Below are 18,459 nucleotides of genomic sequence, written 5' to 3' on the forward strand. Positions count from 1 at the left end.
GTAGGAGCAGCCTTGCGCTGCGAATGGGCCGCAAAGCGGCCCCCGCTGTCACGCCACCTCAGCCGTGGTCTCGAAGTCAAACACCAACTCGCCATCGCGCAAGTCGACGTGCACCACGCCGCCATGCTCGGCCAGCTCACCGAACAGGATCTCTTCAGCCAGCGGCCGCTTGATCTTGTCCTGGATCAGCCGCGCCATCGGCCGTGCCCCCATCTGCACATCGTAGCCCGACGCCGCCAGCCAGCCGCGTGCTTCATCACTGACCTCCAACAGCACACGTTTATCTTCCAGCTGCGCCTGCAGTTCGATAAGGAACTTGTCGACGATGCTCTTGATGGTTTCGTGGCTCAGGCGGCCAAACTGGATGATGGTGTCCAGGCGGTTGCGGAACTCCGGCGTGAAGCTCTTGCGAATGACTTCCATGGCATCGGACGCATGGTCCTGATGGGTAAACCCGATCGAAGCCCGCGCCGCAGTCTCTGCCCCGGCGTTGGTGGTCATGATCAGGATCACGTTACGGAAGTCTGCCTTACGCCCGTTGTTGTCGGTCAGCGTGCCGTGGTCCATCACCTGCAGCAGCAGGTTGAAGACTTCAGGGTGCGCCTTCTCGATTTCGTCCAGCAGCAACACGCAATGCGGCTGCTTGGTGATCGCCTCGGTCAACAGGCCACCTTGGTCGAACCCGACATAGCCAGGCGGTGCACCGATCAAGCGCGAAACGGTATGCCGCTCCATGTACTCGGACATGTCGAAGCGCACCAGCTCCACACCCAGCGCCTTGGCCAACTGCCGCGCCGCTTCGGTCTTGCCGACACCGGTAGGCCCGGCGAACAGGAACGAACCCACCGGCTTGTCGGGCGCCTTGAGCCCCGCACGGGACAGCTTGATCGCCGTCGCCAGCGAGTCGATGGCCGCGTCCTGCCCGAACACGGTCAGCTTCAGGTCACGCTCAAGGTTGCGCAGCAGCTCCTTGTCTGAACTGGTGACATGCTTCGGCGGAATCCGCGCGATCTTGGCGACAATGTCTTCGACTTGTGGCACTTCGATACGCTTGACTCGGTTTGCCTCAGGCTGCAGGCGCTGATAGGCACCCGCCTCGTCGATCACGTCGATGGCCTTGTCCGGCATGTGCCGGTCGTTGATGTAGCGCGAGGCCAGCTCTGCAGCGGCGCGCAGGGCTTCGTCGCTGTACTCGATGTTGTGGTGGCTCTCGAACCGGCCCTTGAGCCCGCGCAGGATCCCCACGGTGTCTTCCACCGAAGGCTCGCTGACATCGACCTTCTGGAAACGCCGCGCCAGGGCACGGTCCTTCTCGAAGATGCCGCGGAATTCCTGGAAGGTGGTCGAACCGATGCAGCGAATGTCGCCAGACGACAGCAGCGGCTTGAGCAGGTTGGACGCATCCATGACCCCACCGGAAGCCGCACCGGCGCCGATGATGGTGTGGATCTCGTCAATGAACAGGATCGCCTGCGGGCGTTTGCGCAGTTCGCCGAGCAGCGCCTTGAAGCGCTTCTCGAAATCGCCGCGGTACTTGGTACCGGCCAGCAGTGCACCCAGGTCGAGGGAATACACCACGCTCTGGGCCAGCAGGTCAGGCACCTGGCCGTCGACGATACGCTTGGCCAGGCCTTCGGCGATGGCCGTCTTGCCCACCCCGGCCTCACCGACCAGCAGCGGGTTGTTTTTGCGCCGGCGCGCCAGGATCTGCGCAACACGCTCGACTTCCTGCTCACGGCCCACCAGCGGGTCGATGCGCCCGGCACGTGCCAGTTCGTTCAGATTGCTGGCATAGGCATCCAGCGGGTTGCTCGACGATGACGTTTCGCCACCGTCCTCGTCCTGCATCTCCTGGTCGCCTTCGGTGTTGGGGCCATGGCCCGGCACCTTGGAAATACCGTGAGCAATGTAGTTGACCACGTCGATACGGGCCACGCTCTGCTGCTTGAGCAGAAACACAGCCTGGCTTTCCTGTTCGCTGAAGATCGCCACCAGCACATTGGCGCCGGTCACTTCGCGCTTGCCGGAGCTCTGCACATGGAACACGGCACGCTGCAGCACACGCTGGAAGCCCAGGGTCGGCTGGGTTTCGCGGTCTTCGTCGTTGACCGGAATCAGGGGTGTGGTGGAATCGATGAACTCTTGCAGGTCGTGCTTGAGTTTGTCGAGATTGGCGCCACAGGCGCGCAGAACGGTCGCAGCAGCCTCATTGTCAAGGAGCGCCAGCAGCAGATGTTCGACGGTCATGAACTCATGACGCTTCGAACGAGCCTCCTTGAAGGCCAGATTGAGGGTGACTTCGAGCTCGCGGTTTAACATAGCTTCACCTCATACCCAAGTGGTCGGCGATTAACCGTCCTTCTCGATTTCACAGAGTAGCGGATGCTGGCTTTCCCTGGCGTATTGGTTGACCTGCATGGCCTTTGTTTCGGCGATGTCACGGGTAAACAATCCGCACACTGCCCGCCCCTCGGTATGGACGGTCAGCATGATCTTGGTCGCCAGCTCGCGGTTCAGACTGAAGAACGTCTCGAGCACTTCGACGACGAAATCCATTGGTGTGTAGTCATCGTTGAACAAAACCACCTTGTACATCGGTGGCGCCTGCAGGATCGGCTTGGCTTCCTGGACAGCAAGACCTGAGCCGTCGTCCTCATTCGATTGCGGGCGATCCTGATTGAATGTTAGTCGAATCTCACTAGGTGCATGCATGGAAAGAATTTCATCATGATCGACAGGTTAAAGTTGTGGGTTGAGCGCAAAGTCAGCCTCCGGCGCACGCGCCGCATGACCTTGACTATCGGCAAAACGGTGTTACAACCAATAAGAACCCACCGTGGTCGATAAAGATCCGCGCAGTCAACCAGATTTTTCGCATGGTTCGTATGCGGATGAAGTGGATGATACTCCAGTGATGGAGTCCTTTGCAGAGGGACATAGGGATGGCAAGCGGTAAAGTCAAGTGGTTCAACAATGCCAAGGGCTACGGATTCATCAACGAGGAAGGTAAATCCGATGACCTTTTCGCTCATTACTCGGCCATCCAGATGGACGGATACAAGACGCTGAAGGCTGGCCAGTCCGTGGAGTTCGACATCATCCAGGGCCCCAAAGGCCTGCACGCGGTCAACATAAAGGACGCCGCTGCCACTGCGGCTGCCAAGGCCCAAGGCCAGACCGCAAGCGAAACCGCCAGAGCCTGACCACTGCTCCGTGTGGGTATACGAAAAAACCGGTCGCCTCTTTAGCCAGGCGACCGGTTTTCTCTTGCCTTACATATGCTTGATCATCTCATCGCCAAAGCCCGAGCTGCCCACCAGCGTCGCCCCGTCCATCAGGCGTTCGAAGTCATAGGTCACGGTCTTGGCGGCAATCGCGCCATTGGTGCCCTTGATGATCAGGTCGGCCGCCTCGGTCCAGCCCATGTGGCGCAGCATCATCTCTGCAGACAGAATCACTGACCCCGGGTTGACCTTGTCCTGCCCGGCGTACTTGGGCGCGGTGCCGTGGGTGGCCTCGAACATGGCCACGGTATCCGACAGGTTGGCACCCGGCGCAATGCCAATACCACCCACCTCTGCCGCCAGGGCGTCGGACAGGTAGTCGCCGTTGAGGTTGAGGGTGGCGATCACGTCGTATTCGGCCGGGCGCAGCAGGATCTGCTGGAGCATGGCGTCGGCGATGGCATCCTTGACGATGACCTTACGCCCAGTCTTGGGGTTTTTGAACGTCATCCAGGGGCCGCCGTCGAGCAGCTCGGCAGCAAACTCGTCACGGGCCACCTCGTAGCCCCAATCCTTGAAGGCCCCTTCGGTGAACTTCATGATGTTACCCTTGTGCACCAGGGTCAGCGACTCGCGGTCGTTGTCCACCACGTATTGCAGAGCCTTGCGCACCAAGCGCTTGGTGCCCTCGCGGGAAACGGGTTTGACGCCGATACCGCAGTCCTGGTCGAAACGGATCTTGGTGACGCCCATTTCCTCCTTGAGGAACTTGATCACCTTGTTCGCCTCGGGCGAGCCGGCTTTCCATTCGATGCCGGCGTAGATGTCTTCGGAGTTCTCGCGGAAGATCACCATGTCGACATCGCCCGGTTTTTTCACCGGGCTCGGCACGCCCTGGAACCACACCACCGGGCGCAGGCACACGTACAGGTCAAGCTGCTGGCGCAACGCCACGTTCAGCGAGCGGATACCGCCCCCAACCGGCGTGGTCAGCGGGCCCTTGATCGACACCACGTACTCGCGCACTGCATCGAGGGTTTCCTGCGGCAGCCAGGTGTCCTGGTCATAGACCTGGGTGGCCTTCTCGCCCGCGTACACCTCCATCCAGGCAATCTTGCGCTTGCCGCCGTAGGCCTTCTGCACGGCGGCGTCCACGACCTTGATCATCACCGGCGAGACATCGACGCCAATCCCATCGCCTTCGATATAAGGAATGATGGGGTTATCGGGCACATTGAGCGAATGGTCTGCATTGACGGTGATCTTGGTGCCGTCGGTCGGAACCTTGATTTTCTGGTATCCCATGCTTGCACTACTCCGCTTTCGGGTGTGATTGGACATCCTGCAATCCAATGAGCCTAAACCACATCTGCTGACCTGCAAGGGCTGCGACATCGCGCCACATTGCCCCTACGTCTTTGGTCTTATAAATGGCGCCGATGTCACTTGGCCTTGCTGATTAGCCCAAAGGGTTTGATATACTCCGCCGCGACCGAAGGGTCATTGGGGCGATCCCTAGGAAAATGCGGCTCGCCCTTGGCCAAGAACGGCCACAAAGCCTGGGCTGTTACCGCAGCTCAGCACTTGACGCTCGACTGATGCATCCACCATCACCGCTCGCAGCCTCTCGACTTTCCGCTCATGGCGTCGCCAGGGCGAAGCGCCTACCCTGCGCACCTCGAGACTCGAGTACGCTCAGCACATAGAGAGTTAACCCGCATGCCCACCCGTTCCAAGATCATCTATACCTTCACCGACGAAGCCCCCGCCCTCGCCACCTACTCGCTGCTGCCGATCGTCGAAGCCTTCACCGCTTCCGCTGACATCGCCGTCGAAACTCGCGACATCTCCCTGGCTGGCCGTATCCTCGCGGCTTTCCCGGAGCAACTGGGCGCCGAGAAGCAAGTAGGCGATCACCTGGCGGAACTGGGCCAACTGGCTACCACGCCTGAAGCGAACATCATCAAGCTGCCGAACATCAGCGCCTCGGTACCGCAGCTCAAGGCCGCGATCAAGGAACTGCAAGGCAAGGGCTTCAACATCCCTGACTACGCCGACGAGCCGTCCACCGAGGCCGAAAAAGAATCTCGCGCCCGTTACGACCGCATCAAAGGCAGCGCCGTTAACCCGGTACTGCGCGAAGGCAACTCTGACCGCCGCGCGCCGCTGTCGGTCAAGAACTACGCACGCAAGCACCCGCACAAGATGGGCGCCTGGGCTGCCGACTCGCAGTCGCACGTTGCCCACATGACCCAAGGCGACTTCTACGGCAGCGAAAAGGCCGCCCTGATCGAGGCTGACGACAGCCTGCGCATCGAGCTGGTCGCCAAAGACGGCACCACCACCGTCCTGAAAGCCAAGACCGCGGTCAAGGCTGCCGAAATCGTCGACTGCGCGACCATGAGCCGCAAAGCCCTGAAAGCCTTCATCGCCGAGCAGATCGCCGATGCCAAGGCCTCCGGCGTGCTGCTGTCGGTGCACCTGAAAGCCACCATGATGAAGGTCTCCGACCCGATCATGTTCGGCGTCATCGTCGAAGAGTTTTATAACGACGTGCTGGCCAAGCACGCCGCTGCACTGGCTGAAGTGGGCTTCAACGCCAACAACGGCATCGGCGACCTGTACGCCCGCGTCAAGGACCTGCCAGCTGACAAGCAGGCCGAGATCGAAGCCGACATCCAGGCCCTGTACGCTGTTCGCCCGGCCCTGGCCATGGTCAACTCCGACAAAGGCATCACCAACCTGCACGTGCCGAGCGACGTCATCGTCGACGCCTCGATGCCGGCCATGATCCGTGACTCGGGCAAGATGTGGAACACCGCCGGTGAGCTGCAAGACGCCAAGGCGATCATCCCGGACCGCTGCTACGCCGGCATCTACCAGGCCACCATCGAAGACTGCAAAGTCAACGGTGCCTTCGACCCGACCACCATGGGCAGCGTGCCGAACGTTGGCCTGATGGCGCAGAAAGCCGAAGAGTACGGCTCCCACGACAAGACCTTCCAGATCCAGGCCGATGGCGTGGTTCGTGTGGTCGATGGCAAAGGCCAGGTCGTGCTGCAGCAGAACGTCGAAGCTGGTGACATCTTCCGCATGTGCCAGACCAAAGACGCGCCGATCCAAGACTGGGTCAAGCTGGCCGTCAACCGTGCCCGCCTGAGCAACACCCCGGCGGTGTTCTGGCTGGACCCGGCTCGCGCCCACGACGGCGTGATGATCGAGAAAGTCCAGAAGTACCTGAAGGATCACGACACCGCTGGCCTGGACATCCGTGTCCTGGCACCGGTCGATGCCATCAAGTTCTCCCTGGCTCGCATCCGCGAAGGCAAGGACACCATCTCGGTGACCGGCAACGTGCTGCGCGACTACCTGACCGACCTGTTCCCGATCATGGAGCTGGGCACCAGCGCCAAGATGCTGTCGATCGTCCCGCTGATGAACGGCGGTGGCCTGTTCGAAACCGGCGCTGGCGGTTCGGCACCGAAGCACGTGCAGCAGCTGGTTGAAGAGAACTTCCTGCGTTGGGACTCGCTGGGTGAATTCCTGGCCCTGGCCGCTTCCCTGGAGCACCTGGGCAACACCTACGACAACCCGCGCGCCAAAGTCCTGGCCAACACCCTGGACCAGGCCACCGGCAAGTTCCTCGACACCAACAAGTCGCCTTCGCGCAAAGTCGGTGGTATCGACAACCGCGGCAGCCACTTCTACCTGACCCTGTACTGGGCCGAGGCCCTGGCTGCTCAGGCTGACGACGCTGCCCTGCAGGCGCGCTTCGCACCGCTGGCAAAAGCCCTGGCCGAGAACGAAGCGACCATCGTCGCCGAGCTCAACGCCGTTCAAGGCAAGCCGGCCGACATCGGTGGCTACTACGCCCCGAATGCCGAGCTGACCGCCAAGGTGATGCGCCCAAGCCAGACCTTCAACAGCGCCATTGCCGCCCTGTAAGGTCCGCTTGAAGTAACCCCACAAACCCCGGCCACGCACCGGGGTTTGTGCTTTCTGGATCTTGGGAGCTGCTTTGCAGCCCATCGCCGGCAAGCCAGCCCCCACAGGCAATGTGCATACCCTGAGTTTTATGCATCACCTGTGGGAGCTGGCTTGCCGGCGATGGACCGCAACGCGGTCCCGGCAATCGACAAGGACACTTCAATGACCTGGCAACCCCACATCACCGTCGCCACCCTCGTCGAGCACGAAGGTAAATTCCTGTTCGTCGAAGAATTCAAAGCCGGCCAGCACGTCTTCAACCAACCCGCCGGCCACCTCGAACCCAACGAAACCCTGCCCCAGGCCGCCCTGCGCGAAACCCTCGAAGAAACCGCCTGGGAAGTCGAACTGACCGGCGTGGTCGGCATCTACCTGTACACCGCCCCCAGCAATGGCGTGACTTATCAGCGCATCTGCTTCGCCGCCCGCCCCGTGCGCCACCATGCCGACCTGGCACTGGACAGCGACATCGTCCGCGCCGTCTGGCTGACCCGCGACGAGCTGCTGGCCGACCCCACCCGCTGGCGCAGCGAGCTGGTGCCGCGCTGCCTCGACGACTACCTCGCCGGCCCGCTGCACAGCCTCACGCTGCTGCGCGACTGACGTGCAGCCTCGGGTTTGATAGAATCGGCGTTTTTCCCCTCTGATACACATCGGTAGCCATGACCAGCCCAGCACTCAAAGACCCCGCCAAGACCCGCGTCATCGTCGGCATGTCCGGCGGCGTGGACTCCTCCGTCTCCGCCCTTCTGCTCATGGAGCAGGGCTACCAGGTGGAAGGGCTGTTCATGAAGAACTGGGAAGAGGACGACGGCACCGAATACTGCACAGCCCGTGAAGACCTGGCCGACGCCCAGGCCGTGTGCGACCGCATCGGCATCAAGCTGCACACCGCCAACTTCGCCGCCGAGTACTGGGACCACGTCTTCGAGCACTTCCTCGAAGAGTACAAAGCCGGCCGCACGCCCAACCCGGACATCCTCTGCAACCGCGAAATCAAGTTCAAAGCGTTCCTCGACTACGCCCTGTCGCTGGGCGCCGACCTGATCGCCACCGGCCACTACGTGCGCCGTCGCGACACCGGCGCGCTCACCGAGCTGCTCAAGGGGCTCGACCCGAACAAGGACCAGAGCTACTTCCTGCATGCGGTTGGCGGCAAAGAAATCGCCCGCACCCTGTTCCCGGTCGGCGAGCTGGAAAAGCCAGAGGTGCGCGCCATTGCCGAAAAGCATGGCCTGGCCACCGCCAAGAAGAAAGACTCCACCGGTATCTGCTTCATCGGCGAGCGCCGCTTCAGCGACTTCCTCAAGCAGTACCTCCCAGCCCAGCCCGGTGAAATCCAGACCACCGACGGCGAAGTCATCGGCCGCCACCATGGCCTGATGTACCACACCATCGGCCAGCGCCAGGGCCTGGGTATCGGCGGCCTGAAGGACGCTGGCGACGAGCCGTGGTACGTGCTGCACAAGGACCTGGCCCGCAATGTGTTGGTGGTCGGCCAGGGCAATGAACACCCTTGGCTGTTCTCCCGCGCCCTGCTCGCCTCGGAAATCTACTGGGTCAACCCGATCGACCTCAGCAGCCCGCGCAAGCTCACCGCCAAGGTGCGCTACCGCCAGAGCGACCAGCACTGCACCCTGGAACTGACCGAGAGCGGTTACCGCGCCGTGTTCGACGAACCGCAACGCGCGGTCACCCCAGGCCAGTCGGTGGTGTTCTATGACGGTGAGGTGTGCCTGGGCGGCGGCGTGATCGAGACTGCCGAGCCCTGGAGCCCGCGCGCATGAGCAACCTGCAGGAGCAATTGATTGCCCTGGGCGGCGTGTTCCAGGCCGCCGTGCTGGTCGACCGCATCGCCCGCACCGGCCAGGCCAGCGAAGCCAACATCGGCTGCATGCTGGGTAGCCTGCTGGTGCGCGACCCCAAGGACACCCTGGAGGTGTTCGGCGGTGACGACCTCAACCTGCGGGACGGCTACCGCGCCCTGGTCGGCGCCCTGGAGCGCGACCCCAGCAGCCTGCAGCGCGAGCCCCTGCGCTATGCCCTGTCCATGTTGGGCCTGGAACGCCAACTGGCCAAGCGCGGCGACCTGCTCGACACCATCGGCAACCGCCTGCCGCAAATCCAGTCACAGGCCGACCATTTTGGCCTGGTTCATGAAAACGTCATCGCCTCCAGTGGCGCCTTGTACCAGGACACCCTGAGCACCTTGCGCCAGCGTATCCAGGTACACGGCGACATGCGCTTCCTGCAGCAGGCCAGCAATGCCTCCAAAATCCGCGCCCTGCTGCTGGCCGGCATCCGCGCCGCGCGCCTGTGGCGCCAGCTGGGTGGCCATCGCTGGCAGCTGGTGTTCAGCCGTCGCAAGCTGCTGAACGAACTGTACGACATGATGCGTACGCCTTCCTGAAGGCAACGCCGACCCTTGTAGGAGCAGCCTTGCGCTGCGAATGGGCTTGCACAGCAGCCCCAGCCTCTCAAAGATTGCCGGGGCTGCTGCGCAACCCTTTCGCGACACAAGGCCGCTCCCACAAAGGCACTGCGAGATGTTTTTATAGGCCCGACCTTTGGTCAGCCACCCGACCCGGGCGCTTTTTTCATGTATGATATGCGCCCTTCCAAAAGCCTGACTGTCCGAGAACACCCCATGCAGCTTTCCTCGCTCACTGCGGTTTCCCCTGTAGACGGCCGTTATGCCGGCAAAACCCAGGCCTTGCGCCCCATTTTCAGCGAATACGGCCTGATCCGTTTCCGCGCCCTGGTCGAAGTGCGCTGGTTGCAGCGCCTGGCCGCCCACCCGCAGATCGGCGAAGTGCCGGCGTTCTCCGCCGAAGCCAACGCCCTGCTGGACACCCTGGCCACCGACTTCAAGCTCGAGCATGCCGAACGCGTCAAGGAAATCGAGCGCACCACCAACCACGACGTCAAGGCCATCGAGTACCTGCTCAAAGAGCAGGCTGCCCAACTGCCTGAGCTGGCCAAGGTTAGCGAGTTCATCCACTTCGCCTGCACCAGCGAGGACATCAACAACCTGTCCCACGCCCTGATGCTGCGCGCTGGCCGCGACGACGTGCTGCTGCCGCTGATGCGCCAGATCGCCGACGCCATCCGCGCCCAGGCCCACGCCTTGGCCGACGTGCCGATGCTGTCGCGCACCCACGGCCAACCGGCTTCGCCGACCACCCTGGGTAAAGAGCTGGCCAACGTCGTGTACCGCCTGGAGCGCCAGATCGCTCAGGTAGCCGCCGTGCCACTGCTGGGCAAGATCAACGGCGCCGTGGGCAACTACAACGCCCACCTGTCGGCCTACTCGCAGATCGACTGGGAAGCCAACGCCCGCGCCTTCATCGAAGACGAGCTGGGCCTGCAGTTCAACCCGTACACCACGCAGATCGAGCCGCACGACTACATCGCCGAGCTGTTCGACGCGATCGCCCGCTTCAACACCATCCTCATCGACTTCGACCGCGACGTCTGGGGCTACATCTCCCTGGGCTACTTCAAGCAGAAGACCGTCGCCGGTGAAATCGGCTCGTCGACCATGCCGCACAAGGTCAACCCGATCGACTTCGAGAACTCTGAAGGCAACCTGGGTATCGCCAATGCGCTGTTCCAGCACCTGGCCAGCAAGCTGCCGATCTCGCGCTGGCAGCGCGACCTGACCGACTCCACCGTGCTGCGCAACCTGGGCGTGGGCTTCGCTCACAGCGTCATCGCCTACGAAGCCAGCCTGAAGGGCATCGGCAAGCTGGAAGTCAACACCGCACGTATCGCCGCCGACCTGGACGCCTGCTGGGAAGTCCTGGCCGAGCCGATCCAGACGGTCATGCGCCGCTTCAACATCGAGAACCCGTACGAGAAGCTCAAAGAGCTGACCCGTGGCAAGGGCATCACCCCTGAGGCGCTGCTGACCTTCATCGACGGCCTGGACATGCCAGCCGACGCCAAGGCCGAGCTCAAGCAGCTGACCCCTGCCACTTACATCGGTAACGCGGCAGCGCAGGCCAAACGCATCTAAGCTGACCGACGCGTTCAACGCCCGGCTTAGCCGGGCGTTTTTATTCCCGTACGAAAATTACGTTTTTTCAATAGGTTGAACATGAATCCTGATACTCCACTGCAGCTGCTGGGCGGCATCTCGGCCCGCGAATTCATGCGCGACTACTGGCAGAAGAAGCCCCTGCTGGTACGCCAGGCCTTCCCCGACTTCATCAGCCCGATCGAGCCCGACGAACTGGCCGGCCTGGCGCTTGAAGAAGAAGTCGAATCGCGCTTGGTGCTCGAACACGGCGAGCGCCCGTGGGAGCTGCGCCGCGGCCCGTTCGAAGAAGAAGTCTTCGCCACCCTGCCCGAGCGTGACTGGACCTTGCTGGTACAGGCCGTGGACCAGTTCGTACCGGAAGTGGCCGAACTGCTGGAAGAATTCCGCTTCCTGCCCAGCTGGCGCATCGACGACGTGATGGTCAGCTTCGCCGCCCCAGGTGGCAGCGTCGGCCCGCACTTCGACAACTACGACGTGTTCCTGCTGCAAGGCCACGGCAAGCGCAACTGGAAGATCGGCCAGATGTGCAACAGCGACAGCCCGCTGATCGAGCACGCCGACCTGCGCATCCTCGCCGAATTCGAACAAAGCGGTGAGTGGACCCTGGAACCTGGCGACATGCTCTACCTGCCGCCGCGCCTGGCCCACTACGGCGTAGCCGAAGACGACTGCCTGACCTACTCGGTCGGCTTCCGCGCGCCAAGCGCTGCCGAAGTGCTGACCCACTTCACCGACTTCCTCGGCCAGTTCCTGCCGGACGAAGAGCGCTACAGCGACGCCGACGCCCAGCCGGTCAGCGACCCGCACCAGATTCAGCACGACGCCCTCGACCGCCTCAAAGGCCTGCTCGACAAGCACATGGGTGACAAAGACCTGCTGCTGACCTGGTTCGGCCAGTTCATGACCGAGCCGCGCTACCCGGAGCAGGTCGTGGGTGAAGAGCTCACTGAGGAACAGCTGATCGAAGCGCTGGAAGATGGCGCCATCCTGATCCGCAACCCAAGCGCGCGCATGGCCTGGTCCGAGCTCAACGACGACCTGATGCTGTTCGCCAGCGGCCGCAGCTGCCCATTGCCGGCCAAACTGCGTGAGCTGCTGAAGCTGGTCTGTGCTGCCGATGCGTTACACATCGAAAACCTTGCAGAGTGGCTGCAGGATGAAGATGGCCTTATGCTGGTACAGCAGCTGATCAAACAAGGAAGCCTGGGATTCGCCAATGAATAAGATTCGTGTGCGCCTCGCCGACTGGCATAAGGACAACGCCGACATCCGCCGCATCCGTGAGGCGGTGTTCATTGCCGAACAGCACGTACCACCGGAGCTTGAGTGGGATTCGGACGATCCGACCGCGGTGCACTTCCTGGCCCTGGAGGGTGACTACCCGATCGGTACCGCCCGCCTGCTGCCTGACGGCACCATTGGCCGGGTCTCGGTGCTCAAGGACTGGCGCGGCCTGAAGGTTGGCGATGCACTGATGAATGCGGTCATCGTCGAGGCCCAGAACAGCGACCTGAAGCAGCAGATGCTCAGTGCCCAGGTACACGCCACGCCGTTCTACGAGCGCTTGGGCTTTCGCGTAGTCAGCGAAGAGTTCCTTGAAGCCGGCATCCCGCATGTGGACATGGTGCGCGACTCGCGCGCCTGATCCATAAGCAGTGGTTTCACTGACCCCTTCGCGGGGCAAGCCCGCTCCCACAAGTCTTGCACTGATCCTGAATGCAGTGGAGGGCTTGTGGGAGCGGGCTTGCCCCGCGAAGAGGCCAGCAAAGACAATACATCTCCACTGACAAAAACCTGTACATCCATCCAGATAAAACTTGCCTCTGCGCCCCTGCTTGCGCATCCTAGTGCCCATCACCCCCGATGAAGCGTGCTCGGCCATGCGCCTGTTCCTCTGCGAAAAACCCTCCCAGGCAAAAGACATCGCCAAAGTGCTCGGCGCCAACCGCAAGGCCGACGGCTGCTGGCAAGGCACCGACGTCTGCGTCACCTGGTGCATCGGCCACCTGCTCGAAACCGCCCCGCCCGACAGTTATGACGAACGCTACAAGCGCTGGAACCTCGCCGACCTGCCGATCATTCCCGAAAAATGGAAGATGCTGGTCAAGCCTAAGACCGCCAGCCAGTTCAAGGCCGTCAAACGCCTGCTAGGCGAGGCGCGCGAGCTGGTCATCGCCACCGACGCCGACCGCGAAGGCGAAATGATCGCCCGCGAACTGGTCGAGCACTGCCGTTACCGCGGGCCGATCCAGCGCCTGTGGCTGTCGGCCCTCGATGACGCATCCATCCGCAAGGCCCTGGCACGCCTGCTGCCGGGCCAGGAAACCTTCAGCCTTTATCACTCGGCGCTGGGCCGCTCCCGCGCCGACTGGCTGATCGGCATGAACATGAGCCGGCTGTTCACCTTGCTCGGGCGCCAATCCGGCTACCAGGGCGTACTGCCGGTAGGACGGGTACAGACCCCGACCCTGCGCCTGGTGGTGGACCGTGATCGCAGCATCGCCGACTTCGTCCCGGTACCGTTCTGGGCCATCGACGTGCAACTCGAACAGGCTGGCCAGGGCTTCAACGCTCAGTGGCGGGCCCCGGAAGATGCCTGTGACGACCAGGGCCGGTGCCTCAACCAGGCGCTGGCGCAACAGGCTGCCGCCGACATGGGCAATGCGGGCACTGCCCGCGTGGCCAAGGTGGCGACTGAACGCGTACGCGAAGCCGCCCCCCTGCCCTTCGACCTGGGCACCCTGCAGGAGCTGTGCTCAAAGAAGTTCGGCTTCGGCGCCCAGGAAACCCTCGACATCGCCCAGGCCCTGTACGAAACCCACAAACTGATCACTTACCCGCGTAGCGACTGTGGTTACCTGCCGCTGAGCCAGCACGCCGAGGCCCCCGCCATCCTTGCCGCCCTGCAGCGCGCCGATGCCAGCCTGGCGCCGCTGCAGGCTCACCTGGAGCCCCAGCGACGCTCCCGCGCCTGGAACGACGCCAAGGTCAGTGCCCACCACGGCATCATCCCCACTGCCGCGGCCAGCGACCCCTCGCGCCTGCCCGCCAAGTACAAGGCAGTCTATACCCTCATCCGTGCCCGTTACCTGGCGCAGTTCCTGCCCAACCACGAGTACGACCGCACCCAGGCCGATTTCGACTGTGCAGGCCATGCCTTGCGTGCCGTGGGTAAGCAAATCGTCGAGCCTGGCTGGCGCCGTGCCTTGCCCGAGGCGCTGGCCCCGGCCAAAGGCCGCGAGGCGCCGCCGGCCCAGGTTCTGCCAGCCCTCCGCGAAGGCCAGGACTGCAACGTGCAAGGGCTGCAACTCAAGGACATGTGGACCCAGCCACCCAAGCCCTTTACCGAAGGCGACCTGATCAAGGCCATGAAAAACGTCGCCAAACTGGTAGATGACCCGCGGTTGAAGCAGAAGCTCAAGGAAACCACCGGCATCGGCACCGAAGCGACACGGGCCAGCATCATCCAGGGCTTGCTCGACCGTGGTTATCTGGTCAAGAACGGCAAGGCCTTGTCCGCGACGCCCGCAGCCTTCAGCCTCATCGACGCCGTACCCAGGGCCATTGCCGACCCCGGGACCACGGCCATCTGGGAGCAGGCACTGGACATGGTGCAGAGCGGTGAAATGAGCCTGGAAGAGTTCGTCGCCCGGCAGTCAGCCTGGATGGGCAAGCTGGTCGAGCGCTGCAGCGGCATGCGCATGACTATTACCGCGCCTGCGGCCGGCGCCGCGCCACCTTGGAAAAAGAAGCGCCGGGGCGGCAGCAAAAGTAAAGCCACCGGAAGCAAACCAGCAGCAGGCAAGCCAAGGCAACCTCGTAAAAAGGCAGCGACCTGAAGCCTGCACAGTACCTGTGGGAGCGGGCTTGCCCGCGAAGAGGCCGTCACAGGCAGCAGCAAAACACTGTAAAAGCACAAAACCCGACCAGCGAACTGGCGCCGTGAAATTTACCTGCTAAATTTTCATGAAAATAATCACAATAATTTTCATGAGGCACCGGCATGTTCAAGCAATCCGCGCAACACATCGCCAGCTATTACGCCCAGACCTACCCCACCCGCATACCCCTGCGCCCCACCCTGCAAAGCCGCCACGACACCGACATCCTCATTGTCGGCGCAGGTTTCAGCGGCCTGCACACCGCCCTGAGACTGACCATGGCCGGCAAGCGTGTCACGCTGCTGGAAGCCAGCCGTGTGGCGTGGGCCGCTTCCGGCCGCAACGGCGGCCAGGCGTTGCTGGGCTGGTCGTGCGACATGCCACCGTTGGAGAAGGCCCTTGGTGTAGAACGCACCCGGCGCTTGTGGGACAGCATGTGCTGGGCCGCCGATGAAATGCGTGAGCTGCCACAGCGCCATGGCTTCGATATCGACTACCGGCTTGGCAGCTTATGGACAGCCGTGCTGCCGCGCCGCGTAAAAATGCTTGAAGAAGCCCTGCACGACGCCAAAACCAAATGGGGTTATGACGCCCTGCGCCTGATAGGGCCCGACGAGCTGCCCCAGTGGATCGACAGCCCACGCTACCAAGCCGCGCTGTATGACGCCAAAGGCGCCCACCTCAACCCCCTCAAGCTTGCCCAAGGCCTTGCCAGCAATATCGAGACAGCCGGTGGCCACATTTTCGAGCAAAGCCAGGTGCTCGGCTACCAGCAGACCGGCAACGGTTATGTGACCCGCACTGAGCATGGCGAGGTACACAGCCAAATCCTGGTACTGGCCTGCAACGCGTACATCGACCGCCTCGACCCGGCCCTGTCGCGCCGCTTGCTGCCCGTCGGCTCCTACCAGGTCGCCACCGCGTCCCTGGAAGCTGACGTCGCCAAGTCATTGTTGCCGCGCAACAGCTGCGTGATCGACAACCAGTTCGTACCCGACTATTTCCGCCTTACCCCCGACAACCGCCTACTGTTCGGGGGCGGCTGCACCTACCTGGGCGGCATCCCCAAGGATGTGGCCAGCGCCACCCGCCCCTACCTTGAACGGGTGTTCCCGCAGTTGGCCGGCGTGGCCATCGACTATGCCTGGGGCGGCCACATCGACTGCAGCATCCAGCGCACCCCCGACATCGGCCGGGACGGCGAGCGCTATTGGTTACAAGGCTTCTCGGGCCACGGCGTGCTGCCGACCCTGGCCGGGGCGCGGGCGGTCAGCGATGCGATCCTTGGCAACGATGACCTGCTGACGCTGTACCAGGGTATCGATAACGGCCGCTTCCCAGGCGGCGACTTGATGGCCGCACCGCTGGAAGCCGCAGCCAAAGCTTGGTACAGGTTGCGCGACCTTGTCTGATGAAGTTCAAACACTGGCGCTGCTGATTCGCGACCTGCGCAAGCACCGCGGGCTGACGCTCGACGATCTGGCCGGCAAGGTCAAGCGCTCACTGGGGTTTCTGTCCCAGGTCGAGCGCGGCTTGTCACGGCCGACCGTGGCCGACCTGACCGCAATCAGTGAAGCGCTGCACGTACCGACCACCTACTTCTACCAGGCCGGCCAACCCCGGCCGCTGGACTGGGTTACCCGACCGGGCGAGCGGCGCACCATCTACTACGCCGAAGGCATCAGCGACGTGCTGGTGTCGCCTACCTTGAATGGCGGCTTTTCCATGCTCGAAAGCCACTTGGCGCCCGGCGCCAGCAGTGGCGAGGGGCACCTGAACGACAGTTCCGAGCAAGGCGGTTTCGTCCTGGAAGGTGAGCTGACGCTGTGGCGCGATGGCCACGCCGAGGCCGTCACACTCCGGCGCAACGACAGTTTTCAGCTGCCGCCGCACAGCCAGTTCCGCTACGCCAACCTGACCGACCAGACGACCCGGGTTCTCTGGGTCTTCCGATGAGAGCACAGCATGACCATCACAACAGGTTTTCCCGATCTGCTCAGTGAAGTACGCGCCTTCCGTGCCCGCTACCCCGAAGTACGCTATGTCGACCTGCTGAGCCTGGACATCCCCGGGCATTTCTACGGCAAGCGCTACCCCGTCGACATGCTGGAAAAGGTCGCCGCCGGCAGCCCGCTGAAACTACCGCAGAACTGCGTGTTGCTAGGGGTACAGGGCGGGCTGTTCCCGATTGGTGACTACTGTTTCAGCGACGGCGACCCGGATGCCGTGCGGCGCCTGATCCCCGGCACCCTCAAACCAGTCACCTGGGAGCGCGAGCCACTGGGGCAGATGCTGATCAGCTCCGACGGCACCGCCGCCCCCATCGAGTTCGAGCCCCGGGAAGTGCTCGCCCGCGTACTGCAACGCCTGGCGATGCGTGGCATTCGCCCGGTGGTGGCGTTCGAGCTGGAGTTTTACCTGTTCGAGCGGGCACTGAAGGAAGGGCTGCCGCAGTTCCCCCGCGACCCGTTCAGCGATGACCCGGACGATCAGCCCAACATGCACATCGAGCGCCTGTCACGCTTCAGCGACGTGCTGCGCGACATGGTCGAAACAGCCAACGCGCAAGGGGTGGATGCCAACGTCATCACGGCCGAGCTGGGGCCGGGCCAGTTCGAGATCAATTTCGGCCACTGCGACGACGGCCTGCGCGCCGCCGACTGGGCTGCCCTGTTCTGCCGCAGCACCCGTGGCGTGGCGCTCAAGCACGGGCTGCGTGCTTCGTTCATGAGCAAACCCTACCTGCACGCCCCAGGCAGCGGCATGCATGTACACGTCAGCCTGTACGACAACGACGGCAACAACCTGCTGGCTGCCGATGGGCAACGCCCGCTGCGCCATGCGGTGGCGGGTTGCCTGGCGGTCCTGCCGCACTGCATGCCGATATTCGCTGCCAACCACAATGCGTTCCGTCGCTACGGCGCCATGGTCAACGCCGCCAGCCGTGCGAGTTGGGGCTATGAAGACCGCGATGCCTGCATACGCATTCCCGAGTCCGATGTTCGCAATTTGCGCATTGAGCATCGTCTGGCTGGCGCGGATGCCAACCCCTACCTGGTGCTGGCGGCGATCCTGTGCGGGATGGAGCATGGGCTGGATGCGGCGCAGGAGCCGATCACACCGCTGAACGAAGACCGCGGCAGCGGCATCGACTTCCCCAAGGACATGCTCAGCGCAGTCACCGCGATGCGCAGCCACCCCGCAGTGAATGAGGGGCTGGGGGAAGAATTCGTGATGGTGTATTGCGAGAACAAGCGGCAAGACCACTTGGCATTCATGCAAGAAGTCAGCGCCAGGGAGTACCGCTGGTTCCTGTAATGGCTTG

General features: G+C 62.9%; 15 protein-coding genes. 12 read left to right on the forward strand and 3 right to left on the reverse strand.

The window, feature by feature from the left end; genetic code table 11:
* Nucleotides 1–48: 48 nt before the first annotated feature.
* Both clpA and clpS read right to left on the reverse strand, forming a co-directional pair.
* Nucleotides 49–2,319 carry an ATP-dependent Clp protease ATP-binding subunit ClpA gene (gene clpA / locus OO306_RS05005; protein WP_027592735.1) on the reverse strand — a complete coding sequence of 757 codons (2,271 nt, stop codon included), beginning with the start codon at nucleotides 2,317–2,319 and terminating at the stop codon, nucleotides 49–51.
* A gap of 30 nt (nucleotides 2,320–2,349) precedes the next feature.
* A complete protein-coding gene (gene clpS / locus OO306_RS05010; protein ID WP_003251220.1) occupies nucleotides 2,350–2,712 on the reverse strand; it encodes an ATP-dependent Clp protease adapter ClpS in 363 nt (120 codons plus the stop codon).
* Nucleotides 2,713–2,942: 230 nt separating this feature from the next.
* On the opposite strand from clpS, the gene cspD reads away from it, so the two are divergent.
* Nucleotides 2,943–3,203: a cold shock domain-containing protein CspD gene (cspD, locus tag OO306_RS05015; RefSeq protein WP_265967907.1), complete on the forward strand. Its 261-nt coding sequence runs from the start codon at nucleotides 2,943–2,945 to the stop codon at nucleotides 3,201–3,203.
* A 69-nt stretch (nucleotides 3,204–3,272) separates the two neighbouring features.
* Here cspD and icd read toward each other — a convergent pair whose 3' ends face one another.
* Nucleotides 3,273–4,529 carry an NADP-dependent isocitrate dehydrogenase gene (icd, locus tag OO306_RS05020; protein WP_099428813.1) on the reverse strand — a complete coding sequence of 419 codons (1,257 nt, stop codon included), beginning with the start codon at nucleotides 4,527–4,529 and terminating at the stop codon, nucleotides 3,273–3,275.
* Between the two features lie 414 nt (nucleotides 4,530–4,943).
* On the opposite strand from icd, the gene OO306_RS05025 reads away from it, so the two are divergent.
* From OO306_RS05025 to OO306_RS05075, 11 genes are all read left to right on the forward strand, one after another.
* On the forward strand, nucleotides 4,944–7,169 hold the full coding sequence (locus tag OO306_RS05025; protein ID WP_265967908.1) for an NADP-dependent isocitrate dehydrogenase: 2,226 nt from the start codon (nucleotides 4,944–4,946) through the stop codon (nucleotides 7,167–7,169).
* A 204-nt stretch (nucleotides 7,170–7,373) separates the two neighbouring features.
* Complete coding sequence (locus tag OO306_RS05030) at nucleotides 7,374–7,814, forward strand: NUDIX hydrolase (protein ID WP_027592739.1); 441 nt, start codon at nucleotides 7,374–7,376, stop codon at nucleotides 7,812–7,814.
* Between the two features lie 59 nt (nucleotides 7,815–7,873).
* The gene (gene mnmA / locus OO306_RS05035; protein WP_027592740.1) at nucleotides 7,874–8,998 is read left to right on the forward strand and encodes a tRNA 2-thiouridine(34) synthase MnmA; all 1,125 of its coding nucleotides are present in this window, start codon (nucleotides 7,874–7,876) and stop codon (nucleotides 8,996–8,998) included.
* A complete protein-coding gene (gene hflD, locus OO306_RS05040; RefSeq protein ID WP_027592741.1) occupies nucleotides 8,995–9,621 on the forward strand; it encodes a high frequency lysogenization protein HflD in 627 nt (208 codons plus the stop codon). Before mnmA ends, hflD begins: the two co-directional genes overlap by 4 nt.
* A 237-nt stretch (nucleotides 9,622–9,858) precedes the next feature.
* The gene (purB, locus tag OO306_RS05045; protein WP_027592742.1) at nucleotides 9,859–11,229 is read left to right on the forward strand and encodes an adenylosuccinate lyase; all 1,371 of its coding nucleotides are present in this window, start codon (nucleotides 9,859–9,861) and stop codon (nucleotides 11,227–11,229) included.
* 81 nt (nucleotides 11,230–11,310) lie between these two features.
* Entirely contained in the window at nucleotides 11,311–12,477 is a 1,167-nt protein-coding gene (locus OO306_RS05050; RefSeq protein ID WP_252825065.1) for a cupin domain-containing protein, read from the forward strand.
* Nucleotides 12,470–12,898 carry a GNAT family N-acetyltransferase gene (locus tag OO306_RS05055; RefSeq protein ID WP_027592744.1) on the forward strand — a complete coding sequence of 143 codons (429 nt, stop codon included), beginning with the start codon at nucleotides 12,470–12,472 and terminating at the stop codon, nucleotides 12,896–12,898. Before OO306_RS05050 ends, OO306_RS05055 begins: the two co-directional genes overlap by 8 nt.
* A gap of 235 nt (nucleotides 12,899–13,133) precedes the next feature.
* Nucleotides 13,134–15,092 (forward strand): DNA topoisomerase III, encoded by a 1,959-nt coding sequence (locus OO306_RS05060; RefSeq protein WP_265967927.1) that lies wholly within the window; start codon nucleotides 13,134–13,136, stop codon nucleotides 15,090–15,092.
* Nucleotides 15,093–15,256: 164 nt separating this feature from the next.
* Nucleotides 15,257–16,546 (forward strand): FAD-binding oxidoreductase, encoded by a 1,290-nt coding sequence (locus tag OO306_RS05065; RefSeq protein ID WP_265967909.1) that lies wholly within the window; start codon nucleotides 15,257–15,259, stop codon nucleotides 16,544–16,546.
* Nucleotides 16,539–17,090 (forward strand): helix-turn-helix domain-containing protein, encoded by a 552-nt coding sequence (locus OO306_RS05070; protein WP_265967910.1) that lies wholly within the window; start codon nucleotides 16,539–16,541, stop codon nucleotides 17,088–17,090. The genes OO306_RS05065 and OO306_RS05070 overlap by 8 nt, the downstream gene beginning before the upstream one ends.
* 15 nt (nucleotides 17,091–17,105) lie before the next feature.
* Nucleotides 17,106–18,452, forward strand: a complete 1,347-nt coding sequence (locus OO306_RS05075; protein WP_265967928.1) for a glutamine synthetase family protein — start codon at nucleotides 17,106–17,108, stop codon at nucleotides 18,450–18,452.
* The last annotated feature ends 7 nt before the right edge of the window (nucleotides 18,453–18,459 follow it).

The organism is Pseudomonas sp. DCB_AW, from assembly GCF_026240895.1.
GTDB lineage: Bacteria > Pseudomonadota > Gammaproteobacteria > Pseudomonadales > Pseudomonadaceae > Aquipseudomonas > Aquipseudomonas kermanshahensis.

Bases quoted from the DNA above. Each gene is read 5' to 3' on its own strand.
- clpA (WP_027592735.1), bottom strand. From the start codon at position 2,319: ATGTTAAACCGCGAGCTCGAAGTCACCCTCAATCTGGCCTTCAAGGAG.
- clpS (WP_003251220.1), bottom strand. From the start codon at position 2,712: ATGCATGCACCTAGTGAGATTCGACTAACATTCAATCAGGATCGCCCG.
- cspD (WP_265967907.1), top strand. From the start codon at position 2,943: ATGGCAAGCGGTAAAGTCAAGTGGTTCAACAATGCCAAGGGCTACGGA.
- icd (WP_099428813.1), bottom strand. From the start codon at position 4,529: ATGGGATACCAGAAAATCAAGGTTCCGACCGACGGCACCAAGATCACC.
- OO306_RS05025 (WP_265967908.1), top strand. From the start codon at position 4,944: ATGCCCACCCGTTCCAAGATCATCTATACCTTCACCGACGAAGCCCCC.
- OO306_RS05030 (WP_027592739.1), top strand. From the start codon at position 7,374: ATGACCTGGCAACCCCACATCACCGTCGCCACCCTCGTCGAGCACGAA.
- mnmA (WP_027592740.1), top strand. From the start codon at position 7,874: ATGACCAGCCCAGCACTCAAAGACCCCGCCAAGACCCGCGTCATCGTC.
- hflD (WP_027592741.1), top strand. From the start codon at position 8,995: ATGAGCAACCTGCAGGAGCAATTGATTGCCCTGGGCGGCGTGTTCCAG.
- purB (WP_027592742.1), top strand. From the start codon at position 9,859: ATGCAGCTTTCCTCGCTCACTGCGGTTTCCCCTGTAGACGGCCGTTAT.
- OO306_RS05050 (WP_252825065.1), top strand. From the start codon at position 11,311: ATGAATCCTGATACTCCACTGCAGCTGCTGGGCGGCATCTCGGCCCGC.
- OO306_RS05055 (WP_027592744.1), top strand. From the start codon at position 12,470: ATGAATAAGATTCGTGTGCGCCTCGCCGACTGGCATAAGGACAACGCC.
- OO306_RS05060 (WP_265967927.1), top strand. From the start codon at position 13,134: ATGCGCCTGTTCCTCTGCGAAAAACCCTCCCAGGCAAAAGACATCGCC.
- OO306_RS05065 (WP_265967909.1), top strand. From the start codon at position 15,257: ATGTTCAAGCAATCCGCGCAACACATCGCCAGCTATTACGCCCAGACC.